Annotated in this window: 12 protein-coding genes; all 12 read right to left on the bottom strand. The window is 39.2% G+C overall.

What is annotated here, in order from left to right:
- Positions 1–96: 96 nt before the first annotated feature.
- The 12 genes from ACIY14_RS09150 to ACIY14_RS09095 all read right to left on the bottom strand — a co-directional run bounded on the left by ACIY14_RS09150 (position 97) and on the right by ACIY14_RS09095 (position 15,817).
- On the bottom strand, positions 97–459 hold the full coding sequence (locus ACIY14_RS09150) for a DUF1304 domain-containing protein (protein WP_409002350.1): 363 nt from the start codon (positions 457–459) through the stop codon (positions 97–99).
- 10 nt (positions 460–469) lie between these two features.
- On the bottom strand, positions 470–895 hold the full coding sequence (locus ACIY14_RS09145) for a MarR family winged helix-turn-helix transcriptional regulator (RefSeq protein WP_409002349.1): 426 nt from the start codon (positions 893–895) through the stop codon (positions 470–472).
- 166 nt (positions 896–1,061) lie between these two features.
- Entirely contained in the window at positions 1,062–1,898 is an 837-nt protein-coding gene (locus ACIY14_RS09140; RefSeq protein ID WP_221161266.1) for a class C sortase, read from the bottom strand.
- Between the two features lie 103 nt (positions 1,899–2,001).
- Positions 2,002–3,507, bottom strand: a complete 1,506-nt coding sequence (locus ACIY14_RS09135; protein WP_409002348.1) for an isopeptide-forming domain-containing fimbrial protein — start codon at positions 3,505–3,507, stop codon at positions 2,002–2,004.
- 121 nt (positions 3,508–3,628) lie between these two features.
- The gene (locus tag ACIY14_RS09130; protein WP_409002347.1) at positions 3,629–8,014 is read right to left on the bottom strand and encodes a Cna B-type domain-containing protein; all 4,386 of its coding nucleotides are present in this window, start codon (positions 8,012–8,014) and stop codon (positions 3,629–3,631) included.
- 11 nt (positions 8,015–8,025) lie between these two features.
- A complete protein-coding gene (gene lepB, locus ACIY14_RS09125) occupies positions 8,026–8,628 on the bottom strand; it encodes a signal peptidase I (RefSeq protein ID WP_409002346.1) in 603 nt (200 codons plus the stop codon).
- 8 nt (positions 8,629–8,636) lie between these two features.
- Positions 8,637–8,924: a DNA repair protein gene (locus tag ACIY14_RS09120; protein WP_409002345.1), complete on the bottom strand. Its 288-nt coding sequence runs from the start codon at positions 8,922–8,924 to the stop codon at positions 8,637–8,639.
- Between the two features lie 749 nt (positions 8,925–9,673).
- Complete coding sequence (locus tag ACIY14_RS09115) at positions 9,674–10,849, bottom strand: LysM peptidoglycan-binding domain-containing protein (RefSeq protein ID WP_409002344.1); 1,176 nt, start codon at positions 10,847–10,849, stop codon at positions 9,674–9,676.
- 165 nt (positions 10,850–11,014) lie between these two features.
- Complete coding sequence (locus ACIY14_RS09110) at positions 11,015–11,635, bottom strand: HAD family hydrolase (RefSeq protein ID WP_409002343.1); 621 nt, start codon at positions 11,633–11,635, stop codon at positions 11,015–11,017.
- Between the two features lie 3 nt (positions 11,636–11,638).
- Positions 11,639–12,919, bottom strand: coding sequence for an MATE family efflux transporter (locus ACIY14_RS09105; protein ID WP_409002342.1), 1,281 nt, complete (start codon positions 12,917–12,919; stop codon positions 11,639–11,641).
- Positions 12,920–12,979: 60 nt separating this feature from the next.
- Positions 12,980–14,464 (bottom strand): threonine synthase, encoded by a 1,485-nt coding sequence (thrC, locus tag ACIY14_RS09100; RefSeq protein WP_409002341.1) that lies wholly within the window; start codon positions 14,462–14,464, stop codon positions 12,980–12,982.
- A 75-nt stretch (positions 14,465–14,539) separates the two neighbouring features.
- Positions 14,540–15,817, bottom strand: a complete 1,278-nt coding sequence (locus tag ACIY14_RS09095) for a gamma-glutamylcysteine synthetase (protein ID WP_409002340.1) — start codon at positions 15,815–15,817, stop codon at positions 14,540–14,542.
- Positions 15,818–16,025: the final 208 nt, after the last annotated feature.

The following is a 16,025-nucleotide window of genomic DNA, read 5'->3' as shown; positions in this document are numbered from 1 at the left end:
AAAAGGACTTAGTCCTGTGCAATACAGAACTAAATCCTTCACTTAAATTATTTGTCTAACTTTTTGGGGTCAGTACACTGAAAGCCGCTGGGTTTCTTATTTCAAAAGCAAAATACTCAGCAGAGTCAAAATAGCAGGCCCACCTTGCTTCAGAATAATCTTCTTGTCTGCTGTTAGAGAACCATAGGTCGCTGCACCAAACACAAATAAAACAAAGATGGTAACAATTTCCAAATTTTGTGAGAAATAAATCCCGTACAAGAGAAACACACCTATCAAAGCATTATAAATCCCTTGATTTTTAAACAGTGAACTCACCGAAGGACGAGCCAGTTCTTCCTTATCCACATTAAAGACGCGACTAGTAGTGTCTGATTGCGTAGCCACACTTTCCAAATAAAAAATGTAAAAATGCTCCAAAGCAACGATAGTTGCTAAAATAATTGTAAAAATAGACATATTCTTCTCCTTAAATTTCTATCTCTTCTAAGCCAGATATCAACTTTTCTAACAAGCGACTGAACTCTTCTCGCTCTCCTTTTGTAAGTACACTCTCCATCTGACTCTTTACGTTTATATGGTGTTGGGGAGAGTTTGTTATTAGTTGTTCTCTCGCAAAGTCTGTCACTTCCACCAAAACCTCCCTCTGATTTTCAGGATTCCGACGTCGGTTAACCAAACCTTCCTTTTCCAAAATTTTAAAGTGCCGTGTCAAGGCAGCCTGATCAATCTTCAAACGCTCCTGAACCGCTGTTTGATTACACGGAGACTGATCGATTAAGAAACATAAGATTTGATAACGAGTCAGACTAATCCCCAATTGGCGTTCGAATAGTTGTGTCATAGACTGATCTGCCAACCGTAGTTGATACAGTAAATCTTGGATTGCTACCATAAATCTTTCTCCTATAAAGTTGATTAATCAATGATTGACTTATCAAGTATGCTATAGACCAAAAAATAAATCAAGAAATATACTCGTGTTTTGAATATATGATCTCAATCTATTTTGAAGATAAACAAAAACGGCCAGATTTTCTAGCCGTTTTACTAACATAGTATTATTTCATATGTTGAACAATTATTCGATAAGCTATTCTTATCAACCATAAAACAAGTAAACAGACCAACACAATAGCTGGAGCAACCAATACCGGTTTTAACTGCGTCGCCTCTGCCGTCACACGTGCAGGTTTCGTAGCATTTGCTATACGATGCCCTCTAACAAGCAATCGATGAGTATTTACTCCATAAGGTGTACAGGTGACCAAGGTCACATAATCTTGATTTGGATCAATAGCTAGAGCAGAAACATCATCTGGCGTTACTGTTACAATCTGGTCGACCTCATAAGTCAGTGTCTCATTCAGTACTTGAATAAGAAAAGTATCCCCCTCCACTAACTGATCAATATCCGTAAAAAGTTTTGCAGATGGTAAACCACGATGTCCTGAAATAACGGAGTGAGTTCCAATCCCTCCTACGGGAAGAGAGGTCCCTGGAATATGACCGATAGCTACCTGTAGAATAGTATCGTCTGTTCCATGGTAGATAGGCATCGTTGTATTTAATTTTGGAATTTCAACATAAGCCATGATTCCAGTGCCTGTCACATCAAGCGTTTGATTGTAAATTTCTTCATGAGACGAAGGAATATCTAAATCTGGAATCACATCTTTGTCTAAGTTCTGATTATATTCATGGGCATCTGCCAGCATTTTCTTATAATCATTCTCTTTCAAATCTGCCACTTTTTCCACGTATCCAGCTACTGCTTTAGACTGATGAAATGAATTCCAGTAGTCACTTATTGTCGGATACGACAACATAGAGACTCCAAGGAATAAAAGGAAGACCAATATTATCGTGATGGCATTTTCTTTTATTTTGTCAATCATAAGTCAAAAAGGTCTCCTTATCTTATCGAATTTAAAATCATTTAGAAAGGAAGAACGGAGATAGTCTCCCATCTCCGACCCCCTATTCAAGAAACATTAAATATTAGTTTTTCATACGTTTTTTTGTAACAAGTAGGATACCTGCTGCTACAACAAGTACAGAACCCGCTACATAAAGAACAGTCGTACCAATGCTACCAGTTGAAGGGAGAATTGATCCCTTTTTATTTTCAACTTGCGTAGTCAATGAACCTGCATCTTTATCTGCAGTGAAAGTAATTTGACCAGAAGCAGCGACACCTGAAAGATTTGTTAATTTAGGTTGATCAGCTAAAACATCATGTTCCGCTGTAACAGTAAAAGTGATGTCTTTGATTGTGTTATAACCAGCTGGAGTCTTAGTTTCTTTAAGAATATAATCCCCATCATCTAAACCTTTAAACCCAAAGCTTGTAGTATCCGATGTGATTGGAGCTTCAGTTGCAATCTCTTTTAACGAACCATCTTGCATCTTTTTAAATAATTTAAATTCTGCACCTTTTAAGGCAGCTCCATTTTGATCCACCTTATTAACTACAGTCTTATAAGTAAATACAATAACTGTATCTTTTGGTGTCTTACCTGGTGTTTCTGGTGGTGTTGGCGGTGTTGTTGGTGGTGTTGTTGGCGGTATTGTTGGTTTTTGATTTCCATCACCTGAGTGATTAGGGTTATTCGAATATTTCAAGATAACTGAGTTAGGATTCCCTTGAGAACCAATCACTGCATTGCTGTTTAATTTAGCTGAATATTCAACAACGATTTTAGAATCTTTATTGATAGTTGCAGTACCATTAATTGAAATCTGTTTCAAATCTTGAATTGCAAATGATAATTTACCATTATCAGAACCTGCAAAGAAATAGTTAGTAACTTCCTTACGTTCAGTTCCATTTACCACATAAACCTTAGCGTCATTATTATAAGTCAACCCAGATGACAGCTCATCCTCAAAGTTCAAGTAGTATGAATTATATGAATCATAGTTTGCTGGTAAAGTTGCAGTCAATTGGAAAGGTACATCATCATTGATGTCATAGTCAGCCGAATCTTGCCAATCGGTCGTTACACCAGTTGTATCATTCGTATCTTTCACCTTTTTCTGAACAGTTGGTGTTCCAACTTTAGGTGTTACAGTAACATTCTTGACTACCTCAAGGATGTAGGCAGATGTAGCATCATCTTTATCCTTAATGAGGTAGTAACCCGCGGTAAGGCCAGTAATAGTTGTCCCTGTTCCAGCAGGGTTACCTTCTAAATACTTACTCACTTCGGTAGCAAAGTTTCTAGCTGCTGTTGAGTTATTTGCTACTTTAGATAGTTCTTCAGCTTTAGTAGTCGCAGCTCCCAATGTCGTCTTTCCAATCTCTGAGATATTTGATCCCCATTGAATATTAGACAACGTACTATCATTCAAGTCACCCTTGAAAATCTGATAAGCTTCATAAGTATGACCCGAAACCGGATTATTAATCGTAATCGTGTAATTATCAGCAGCCTTTACTGTCCCCCCTACAAAGGTTGAAACTACAGCAACAATCGCCGCTAAGATAAATTTCAGTTTTTTCATGTTATGTATGTATCTCCTTTTTTTATTTTTTATAACATGTGTGCGCCTCAAACGCAATAATTAATATACAACAATGTGACATTATCTATTTATAGACCTCACCACCTTTACCGTTTCATTTTTAGCGGATTTGTCTATAGACTTTGAAGCCTACAGCAAATACAGAAAGCATAACTAGGCTTGCCCCCACAAGCATGATAGTAGCTATTCCCTCACCTCCTGTCTCAGGTAGTTGATAGGTCTTCTGTGCTTTATTGGTAATCGTGATAGTCCCTTTCGAAATAGCCATATCAGTAGCCGTTTCAGATACCCGAGTACCATTTGAATAACTAGCTGTGTAACCAGTTACCTTGCTCTCCTCTACATAATAAGTAAAGGTTTCTCCATTTTCCCCCGTAGTCGGTAGATTTTCAAATATCGTTTGCCACTTACTTCCGTCGTAGCTAATTTCTTTCTCCTTAATTTTGACAGGAGCTGATTCGATATTTGAAACACGATAAAGACTAACAGTGATTTTACCAGATACACGTTGAGCTTCGCTACCATCAGCATTCTTCCACTTTTTCTCAACTGTAATTGATGTTGTTTGTGGCGTTGGTGGTGTCTTTGTATTTTCAACATATTCTTGTCTGCTTTGTTTAGCAAGATTAGTTACCTCTTGAGTACTAATCACAAGACTACCTATATTCGAAGGTAGGGTAGCTGTATTAGAAAAATAGAAATAATAGCGTTTGGGGTTAGCTGGTAACTCGTAGCCAGAAGGAGCCTTGACTTCAACAGCATAGTAAAGCTTGTCCTCTAAAAGTTCTCCTTCTTTTTCTTGAGCCTCCTTATTAGACTTCGTAATGTAAAACGTCCCATCACTTGATGTTTTGTAAGTTGCTACCTTTTTATCTGTCACATTTTCTCGAATTTCAAATGTGGCATCTGCTAGAGCTGTAGCAAAGTTGGTCGTATCAATCTTTGTAATCTTAAATGATTTCAAAGTATTTGCTGTTGCACTAGTAGACGTTTTCTGCCAATTATAGTGGGTCGTTGTTTCTGTTTGACCTGTTTTTAACCCATTGATTTCCGCAGTATTTTTTACAGTAAGATTCTTCGTATCATTTTCAGCGATATCACTTGACACAGCATAGCTGTACTCTAAGTGCAGCTTCTTATGGTTTGGAACCTGTAGTGTTATTATACTGCGATGAACCCCTGTAGCATCCTTAACCTTTTTAACAGTCCAGGACCATTCACTCTTGTCTATCTCTTGATGATTTGAGTCATACAATTTAACAGACTCCTGTTTCAAGTCATAGCTTACATTTGTCAAAAGGTCCTCACGGTATTCAAGCGTATCAACCAAGGTATAGCTTGATTTACCCGCTGCTAGATCCTGTGCCTCAGGATTAATATCTAGCTTATAGCTAATTTCACGATTATCATTGCTCCATGTTCCACCTTTTGAAATCTTTCTGCCTGGTTCAACAGTAATTTTCTGTGTATGATCATCTTCACCAGCAGGCTTTCCATCTATCTTAGCAGAAACTTTATTCTTATAGTTCTTTGTGATAGAGTCATCAAAAGGTTTTGCATCTGTCTTAAATTCAAATTTGGCATAAAGTGTGCCGGTATTATTCAAAAGCTCTTTTAATTTTTTACCATTTTTAGCTGTAAACGTTACATTGATAATACCACTAGCATCCACCGTTCCAGTCACATCGAGATCATTTCCAAAAGGACGATACCATTGATTTGACCATGTGATTTTCCCATCTGAAATAGAGAAGTCACTGGCATTAATACCATAAGTAGAAGCACCATAGCTAAATTTGGATAAGGTCAATCCTGCTGGCGGGGTATCTGTCAAAGTTACAGACTGTGTATCGTCGCTCAATTTAACCTTAATGACCCAACTGATTAAGCCATTTTGTTGAATGGTATGTTCAGTATCTTTGCTGTCATACTCATTCTCTTTACCATCCCACACTAGATTATTTCCATCTAGTTTAAAGACTTTACCATTTTCTTCATACTTATAGTTGGCTTCCTTATTGAAACCACCACCGCTTATTGTATTGCTAAATTGAGTAGCCTTTGATTTATTGATTGTCGATTGGTAATCAAAAGAAATATCTGAACCAGTATAATCTTTTAGCAGTTTGAACTTAAATTGACTATACGTCTTATTTGAATCAGCTTGATTGTAAGGTGTATACTGCCAGGTTGAGTTATTTGATTCCCAAACAGAAAACTCAAACTTATCTGCACCACCTAATGCAGTAATCAACTTTTTATAAACAGCATCTAGTTGAGCTTTTGTAAAGTAATGTTCCCCGCTATTAGTATAGTTCGGTCCTTTAAGAAGGTCCTCAAACTCCGCATTTTTTGGAATTTTTCTATCTCCGGGTACTTTGATGATAGACTTCCATGTCAACTCTTTGACATCAGAGTCTCCCGTCGGCTTCATCTCTACAAAACTTTTTTCTAGCCCTCCGGTATTGCCGTTACCACCGGGTACTGTTGCTGTAGCGCTGGAATCTTCTCCATTATCAGTGATTGTTGCTGTATTAGAAATCGATTTTGCAGAACCAGCCCAGCTATTAGATTTTTCACCAGCATCCGTTGTATAGGTGATTACATACTTATTAGTATTTTTACCACCATCTGTTGCTGAAAATTTGTAGCCAGTATTGGTTTTAGTGGCCCCATTACTTGGTGTAATAGCGACATCACTTGATTTCGCAATCATCTCATCTTTTAGTTCTGCACCAGCAATATCATTCTGATTTTCATTGACTGTGATAGTCCACTTAATTTTATTTGACTTTTCGTCATACTGACCGGTCTTGCCAATTTTATTCCTAAAAATACTAAGGTAGCTATCACTGTGTTTTTTAGGAATGTCGGGTGTCTCAACATCAACCCCATTCGAAACGGACATAGCTTTACCTGCTGGGATGCCGGTTACTTTATATCGATATTTAATCGTATACTTCTGTTTCGCTTCTAGTTTTGGAAGTGTCAGTTCAAAAGATGTGCCTGACTTAACTGGTTGCACTGATAGAGGTTGCTCACCAACCTGGTCCGTCTCCGTTCCTCCCCAGTATTGGTAACCCGCTTTCTTGATAGTAAGATTTTGGAGTTCTCCAATGGTTAATCCTTTTGCATTAAGATAGTCATTAATTTTAACTTGACCTTTCGTTCCTTTTTCAGACCAGACAGTAACCGTATAATCTAGATAAGCTTCGTCCCCATTATAGGTAACTGCCCCAATTTTCTGGCTTTGAACATCATGATCAGACTGCTGGGGTTCTTCTTTCTTGTCGATTTTATCTGAAGGAACCGTAATCGTGACCTTATTTGTAAAGGGAATTTCGTAATTGCCATTCTCTTTTCGATGGGTTTGACCGATTGTTGCAGTATAGGTCAAATCCCCCGAAACACTCTCATGTGCTTGATTAACATAACTATCCAAAAAATTGATAACAATGTACTTCTTACCATTTTCTTGAACAAAACGATATTTGAAGGCATCACGATTTCCATCTTTACCAGTATAATCTTGGTTTTCATTCACATTTGACCAAGTCGTATCAGCAGGTAATGGAATCGCGTAGCTTTTCTTTTGTGCTAATTGTGATTTAGGAATACTATATTTGAGTTCTAGCTCCGACGTTAAGGTTCTTGTATTGCCCGAAATATACTCAACTGGTTTCCCTTTATAGTTACCTGACGTTATATAAGTAGAAAAATCCTCGTAACTAGTTCCTGCGATTGTATATTGCGAAAATGTGTCAGACATAAACTCTACAACGGAAACAGCTTTATCTGTCTCTTGAATATTTGTTGTATGACTATCTGTCAAATCTTCAACTTGATTGACATCATTGTTTTTAAAATGATAAAGTTTCCAACCTTCTTGAATGGTTGACGCTTCAACCGCATCCTTAAAAGCGAGGGAAACCTTAACTTCCTTACTAGGCTCTACTTCTTTCCCTTGATTATTGATAAAGGAAATATCATAAGTATAGGAAGAAGTCAATATTCGATTACGATCCTTAAGAATGTCACTTAGTTTCGCATCTATGGCTGCCGTATCTGTGACATGTTTGACCCTCAAGGTTACACTTTCCGAAAATGTATCTACCTCATAGTCAACCTTAACTGTAACATTTTCAGTTTCCGCCTTTTGACTACCTGCTTTCGATGAATGAGAATCAGACGATAATGTTTTCGATGTAGAAGGTGTACTTCCCGATACCTGTGGTTCTTGTTTTTTATCTTGTTGAGTAGCCTCTGTGCTCTCTTTAGAGGAATCAGAGGTTACTGCTGTAATAGTATCTTCCGTTTGAATAATAGAGCTACTAGAATCGGAAGTCAAGGTCAGAGCTGGCAAAATCAGCACATAGGTCGTACAAAATACAACAACGACCGATAAGACCATACTGATTCGGGCCCACAGACTTTCTCTCATTCGTTGTCGAATACGTGATGCCATTTTTTCAAATACTGTTTTCATAACTCTCCTCTCTATTTAACCCATTGTATACGATTTAGAGGCCAGACGCGTAGAACAAGGCGTCCAACGATTTGTTCATTACCAATCGATCCAATAGCCGTGTTACGTGAATCAATAGAGGCACTTCTATGATCTCCCATCACAAAAAATTTTCCCTCAGGAACCTGGTAGGGTAATTGAATATTAGTATCACCTAGATCTTTTTCATTATCTGCGAGGTATGGTTCCCCAAGCTTTTGACCATCCACACTGACAGTTCCTTGACTATCAATATCAACCCATTGTCCCTCGGTTGCAATCACGCGCTTCACTAAAACTTTATTATTGTAATAAAAAGCGACGACATCCCCTTGTCTCAGTTTTTGTGCGCTAACCGAAACTACCATATCTCCAGATTCAAGATTTGGGGTCATCGAGTTCCCATATATCTGCAAGACTGGTAACCATAGAGTCGCTGTTAAGATTGCAATGGCTGCTACAACTACTAATGTAGAAACTGTGCTTTTCAATGTTTTTAAATAGCGTTCTCGGTATTTTTCTTGTTCAAGAGCCTGGGAAAGTTCAGAAGCCTCAGGCAAATCTGACCACTTCAACTTTTTAGATTCTATTGACATGAACGAAACTACTCCACATAATTTTTTTCATTTTTATTTTGCTGTTCAGCTAATCGATGGATATTCTTAAGATATTGATCTGCAGTTTTCTGTGCTACTTCGAAAATCTTATTGATTTCTAAAGACGCCTCTGCAATTGATCCCGCCTTAGCTATTAAAATATTCCTATCATTGAGCTGATCCTCTAGTTCTAACACTCGATGTTGTAAATGCTCAATTTCCTCTGCTTGCGATACTAACAATTCCATTAAGTCAACTCTTTTAAGCTTTCTTAATTCCTTTAAACTTATATTCATATATACACCCAAATAAATCCATTATATATCTAATTAGTAATTATACTATCCCCCCCGGGGGTTTGTCAAGCATTTTGATTGAAACTCTAAATGTGTAAATATTCTGTATAATCTATACAGAATGGCTACCAAATCAATTCGAAATGGGACGTCTGAGACCCATCCAAAATAGTAAAGGATGACCAAAAATAAGATACTAATATCATTTTGCCGTCTCTTTACGGAAAAAATCTCCATTTCCTTGGATAAGTCAAAAAGCTAACTTCTCCTGCTACTCCAGAAAAGGTTGTAAACGTATGGCCTATATTCTGATATTCTAGCTATGAAAAAGCCTCCTAGATAACAAATCTGATTAAAAAGAACGCACTCACCCCCCCCCTAATCGAAAAAATTTCTCTTACAGAAATTGTCAAAAAATAACATCTCCCAACTTCAACTATCTATCGAAAATCTTGTCGCTTCTCTTTTCAAGAAAGAGATTTAGTAAATCATTTAAAATAACTGAGAGAAACCTAAACCTTACGTATGGTAAACAAAAGCACTTCATCATTTTCTCCTATGCTAGGATGGTGATAGCTCATAATATTTCCTTTCATAATTAGTTCGTTCAAATCAATTTTACTAGAACATTTTATGAGCTTTTTATTGTGCACTTATAATATAAAACCAAGATTTAATAAACGTATCTATTTCTTACCCGCACACAAAAAGAAGCCTCAAACCTTGTGAGTTTGCAGCTTCTTTTTCTATTAGTTCATTGATACGTGAACGTGGTCATAGTGGTTTTCGGTCACACTACCACGGTCTGGCATTTGATTCCAAGTGTAGGCAGGTCCATATTTACTATCGTATGGAGCGTAGAAACGTTGTTTCCAGATGATGTAGTTGATACCACGGCTAGCCATATTTTGAACCGCGTATTCCGCGATTTGATCACCGAGTGCTGAACTCACTGGAACCATAAAGTCAATGGCCAAACCTTTTCCATGATCACCACTGTCACCAGGACGGTAGCCACTAAAGGATGTAATTCCAAACAATTTCGCTACTTCTTCTTTAAAGGCTGCCGTCTGTGGTTGAAGACCAGCATTCTCAGACTTGGCTACAGCAAGTCCTGCATAGTCAGGAGCCGCTGAAGCAGCATACGTTCTTGAAGGAGTTTGGCTTTGCTCTGCTTGATAAGTCGAAGTTGCAGTGTCAGAATTTGTTGTTGATTCTGATGCACTTGTTCCTGTTGTATCAGCAGGCGTTTCAGTTTCTGGTGTTGCAGCTGCCGTTTCTTCGGTAGCTGGAGTCGCTGCTTGAGGAGCTTCTTCTTCAACTGGGCGAGTTGTTTCTGCTACTGGTGCTTCCGCTGGAGTCGTTTCAGCTGTTTCTTCAGCTACAGGTGTTTCTGTAGATGGTGTCTCTTCAACAACTGTCGCTGTCTCAGAAACTTCTGAACTTGGCGCTACTTCTGCTGGTTTTTCAGTCTCTGTTGCAGTTGGAGCTTCCTCAATTGGTTGAGAAAGGTCTTCTACTTGAACTGTTTGTTCATCGACTGTTACTTGGTTGGTTGTCAAATCAGCTGTCGCAGTCGTCACTTCTTCACTAGCATCTGCTTGAGGAGTTTGGATCTCAACTTCCGTTACTTCTTCTGCTTCATTGACAGTTGTAGTGAGGACAGTATCTGGGAAAATCAAGTCCATATTGGTGATTTTGTTCAAATTTGCAAGAACTGTGACATCTACACCCAAGGCTTCTGCAATGGTGCTCAAAGTATCACCATACTGAACTGTATAGCTGTTTTTGTTCTCGTTTTTCGTCACGTCATTTTGGATTTGCTCAACGGTACGTGCTGTCCATGCAATTTCTTCCGCTTGAGTTGCCAATACTGGGGCAAATGACAAGGCTACTGTTGAGGCAAAAATAATTCTTTTCTTCATTCGTTCATATTCCTTTCAAATGAGTACCCGTCTATCATAACACAAAAAAAGCAGAAAAAAAGCCCTCTCGGGCCTATTTAATAGAACTGTCTATTCCTTGTAACAAACCCGATTACTTGAAACAGTTTGTTAGGTCTCTGTCACACAACTGACACAATCTTCTCGTTACTTACTCTCAAAAATATGAGGAATATCTGCTAACTCTTGAATTCTGTGATTGCCTTCAAAAGAAGATTCTAAAAAGTTGATGCTTTGAATACCGCTATTCTGGGCAAATTCCACATCCAAAGTCCGGTCTCCTATATAATAGGTGCTCTCAGGATCCAGCTGATACTTGTCTAGCAGATAGTTAGCCGCTTCTGGATGAGGCTTGCGCTCAAAGCCACTCTGACTGGTTAAAATCTCTGTAAAATAGGATTCCAATCCCAGATCCTTTAGAATAGTAAAAGCATTGTCCCCTTTATGAGTGTAAACAAAGTTCCGAATCCCTACTTGGTCTGCCCAATTCAACACCTCACGCGCACATGGCATCAAGACTACCTGGGCATTCTTCTCAGCCAGACTCTGGGCACGCACCTGATTGAGCACTTCCACATCCAGTTTTCTCTCTTCTGACACCTGCACAAGTAAATCCTGCACAGAATACTTGAGGATAAACTCTCTCACTTTCTCCTTATCATAAGGAATAGAAAACTGAGCAAAGGTCTCCTCAATCCCTGATAAAATCGCTTCGTAAGAATCCAATAAAGTCCCGTCTAAATCCCAAATAAAAGCTGTTTTTTGCATCTTCTATCCTTTCAACATCATATAACGCTGGTAACGGTAACGTAGAAATAACCAACGGAAACCATTATCCAAAAGAGTCCCTGCCCAAATACCAGGCAAGCCCCAACCAAGAACAATACCCATCAGATAAGCTGTCCCTATGCGGATACACCACATCCCTATACTTGTCGCATAAAAGGGAAGTCGAGCATTCCCCAAACCCTGCCAAACTGCAGTATAGATGACTGTCCCTGTCGCCATGGGGGTTCCTAGTAGGGAGAACAGTGCCACCAAAACGCTCGCTTCGACCGCTACAGGATCGGTCGTATAGAGATGAGTCAATGGTGTCCCTAAGGCATAGATACTGAGAGTTAAGGGCAACATGAGAAGCAGGGAAAGCCAAAAGGTTTGTTTGCTCAAATTATCTACTCTTTTCCAATTATCCTCTCCAACTGCTCGAGCCACCAGCATGACCGTTGCCGTAGCGACGCCAAAGGCAGGCATATAGTTAAACTGGGTCAAAACCTCCCCGATTGCATTTCCCGCTACTGCCTCCGTCCCAAAAGAAACGACCAAAGCAATGATAACTACATCTCCAGCCCTCATCATAAGCCGCTCTCCAGCTGCTGGCAAAGCCAAGGTCAGTAAATCTTTATCCAGTCCAAAAGTCGGTTTCGTATAAGGAAGTTTTAATTGTGACCACAAAATCCCAAGACCAACCAAACGAGACAAGATAGTCCCCCAAGCAACACCCGCTATCCCCATATCAAGGATAAAAATAGCTAGACTTGAAAAAAGAATATTCAAGGCATTGGATAAAAGACTAATATAGAGAGGTAGACGCGGATTATGCGTTGCACGAATCAAGGCACCCAGACTGGTCATCAAACCCAAGAGAACAATCGATCCACCCACCAAAGATAGGTAGAGTCCACCACTCTCAGCTACATCCCTCTCCGTCCCCAAGAGTCCTATCATCTCTTGCCCAGCAAAGATGGATAAAGCGCCTAAAAGTGCACTCAGCAATAGGGTTATCTTGAGAGCCTCTGTCACGTGATAAGCCAACTTGGACTGATCTTTCTGCCCCAAACTTTTTGAAATAACACTGGAGATAGCAGCTCCCAGAGCGATAAAAATCGCCTGGTAAATCGTGATAATATTGCCAGCTACTGAAACACCTGAAATGGCGATTAAGCCCAAGTGAGCGACCAGGTAACTGTCCACCATCCCCATGAGCATCTGTAAAAAGTTTTCACCCATAGCTGGCAATGCAATATTAAGAATGTCTTTATTTTTCTTAAACAATCTCTCCTCCTGATGAAAAGAAACTCAGTTGGTTTCCCAACCGAGTTTACTCTCTCTGTCTTAAAGTCCTAGATAAGCCTCAACCGCTGCTTGCATGTCAGCAGCTGCCACTGTTGTTTTATGACGAACTGGAGCTGTTTCAAGGCCATCAACCGCTGGTGGCACTGCCACTCCTGAAATGTCATGTAATTGAGCCAAGGCTTCAAAGTCAGTTAAGCCTGCTTTTCCTGTTACAGCTTCTACTGCAACCACTGGGAACTTGTATGGACTAGCTGTTGAAGCAATCACTGTTTTAGTCGCATCGCCAGTAGCCGCTTGGTATTTTCTATAAACTGCTGAGGCAACTGCCGTGTGGGGATCCTCGATGTAGGCATCTGTTTGATAAACACGTTTAATTTCTGCCGCAGTTTCTTCCTCAGTCGCATATTCAGCTGCAAAGAGATCCAGAATCTCTGCATCAAAGTCTGTCAATTCATATTGTCCTTGTGTATTCAAGGCATTCATGAGTTCAGTTGTCTTAACCGCATTATTCCCCAAAAGATGGAAAATCAAACGCTCCAAGTTTGAAGATACCAAGATATCCATAGATGGACTAGTCGTTACCTTAAACTCACGTTTCTTATCGTAAACACGTGTTTTAAAGAAGTCAGTTAAAACATTATTGTCATTTGAAGCACAGATCAATTTGCCAACTGGCAGACCAATTTGCTTGGCATAAAAGGCAGCCAAGATATTTCCAAAGTTTCCTGTTGGTACTGTGAAATTGACCTTTTCACCAGCCACAATCTCACCAGACTTGACCAACTGAGCGTAGGCATAGACATAGTAAACAACCTGTGGTACCAAACGACCAATATTCATAGAGTTAGCTGATGAAAACTGTAGCTTATTAGCAGCCAGTTTTTCACGAAGTTCCACATCGTTGAACATGTGCTTCACGTTAGTTTGCGCATCGTCAAAGTTTCCATCAATGGCTACAACATGGGTATTATCTCCAGTCTGAGTGGTCATTTGCAACTCTTGTACCTTACTGACACCATCCTTTGGATAAAAGACGATAATCTCAGTTCCAGGCACATCCGCAAACCCTGCCATAGCAGCTTTTCCAGTATCACCCGATGTCGCTGTCAAAATGACAATCTTGTTCTCCAAACCATGCTTTTTAGCGGCCGTCGTCATAAAGTATGGCAAGATAGACAAGGCCATATCCTTAAAGGCAATCGTTGAACCATGGAACAGTTCCAAGTTGTATTGCCCATCCAGTTTCACCAATGGCGCAATAGCTGGAGTATCAAACTTGCTATCGTAGGCATTGTTGATACAGTAGTCCAACTCCTCAGCCGTAAAATCATCTAAAAATGCTGACAAAACTAATTTAGCCACTTCTTGGTAAGAAGCATCTTTTAATGTGTCAAAGTCCAAATCTACTTTTGGATAAGTAAGCGGTGTAAATAGACCACCATCCGTCGCCAAGCCTTGCAAAATAGCTTGGCTGGCAGTTACTGTATTATTGGCATCACGCGTTGATTGATAAACTAATGTCATGAATCTCTATCCTTTATCTATAGTCTCTTCCATTATATCATGATTTTTCAGAAAATTCTCGCTTTATAGCAAAAATTATAATCCCAATTTGTCTCTCAAAGGCTGTAAATAGGCCATTTCTTGCTTGCCTCTCTTCTCCAGACCTTCCTCAGCTAGAAGGAGTAAGGCTTTTGAAAACTCAACAATCGCAGTTTCTTCCTCATCTGTAAGTTGTTTTTTAGAAAATTGTCGTCTCAAAAACTTGTAATCACGACCAACTGTGGTAAAAAATGGAGCAGTTCGCAAGTAAGCTTCTAACTTGTCTAAATGAAGCAACAAGCCCAAGTGAAAGGCTGTTGAAGCAAAGGTTCTATCTAGAGGTTGCGTACACACACTACGAAACTCGATAGTCCCTCGAGTCGTTAAGTCTTGGTACTGGTAACTACGATGAGTTTGGAAATCTTCCTCCTGAGGATAAAGAAGAATCTCTTCCCCATCAAGAGCGAAGGCATGAATTTCCGGGATTCCTAAGTAATCTTTTGCTCGAATTGGATAAAAATAATAGGTTTCACCATCACGCTCCGCTGTAAAAATCGCAGAATGATTTAGATAGTCAAAAAAATCAGCTTCATCTTTAAAGAGTTTAGCATTGACACCTACATTCTCTGGATAAATCCCATGCATAGACTCTTCCCAAAAAATATCTCTCGAAATTTTGGTATCCCAATCTTCCCCTGAAAACTCAGAATTGGCAAATAAAAAGGCTTTGGCAGCTTCAATCTGGTTAAATGCATTGATGACACGCAAATAGTTAGACTTTGAAACATCCAATTGAACTTGGCTGCCACAGATAAAAGCACCATATTGCGGATAATCGTGTAAATCTATATTAGTCTTACTTCTACTTAAGTTCAAATAAGCCATCAACATCTGATAACGTGCATAAGCAACTGGTTGATTCTCGTTCTTCTCCCAGTATGGATGTATTCCAGAACCAATAATGGCATGATTCGCTTCACCCAGCTTTTTCTGAATCATGCCCATATAGAAGTTAAATCGTTTTTCTACCTCTTGGATAGATTCTGCCCTTCCAAAGGCAAACTCGATAGTTGTATAGGAGACTTCGAATAAGACAGTATCTTGGCTAACTGGATCAAGTAACTGAATTGGATTCCCAAAGTCATCCACTTTTTCGATAGTAAAACCCAGAACTGATGGTAAATATCGAAAGAGATCCTTAACAACCTCAATATCCGAAGCCTTACCCTCTAAATTTATAACAGGATACTCCAGCTCAATTCCCACAAATAAATCCGGCTTCTCTTTTATATTTTCTAAGTAGCGTTTCTTAAGCAAATCAATCGAACGAGACATCAAACACCAACACTTTCATAATCAAAATAAATTGTGAATAAGTAATATTATACCAAAAAACAAGTCAAAAGATTAGAAAATCACGCAAAAATAATTACTGAACCATTATCCCACTATTAACAAGATACAATGGCTCTATAATTTCTGTAGTGGGTAAAACCACCATAGGGATTATGGAGCCTATTTTGTTGTAGAAAAAAGTCCCATA

The sequence above is a fragment of the Streptococcus sp. ST16 genome (assembly GCF_046098135.1).
In the GTDB taxonomy this organism is placed as follows: Bacteria; Bacillota; Bacilli; order Lactobacillales; family Streptococcaceae; genus Streptococcus.
The sequence above is the reverse complement of the archived record's forward strand: the minus strand, read 5'-3'. Positions and strand labels throughout refer to the sequence as shown.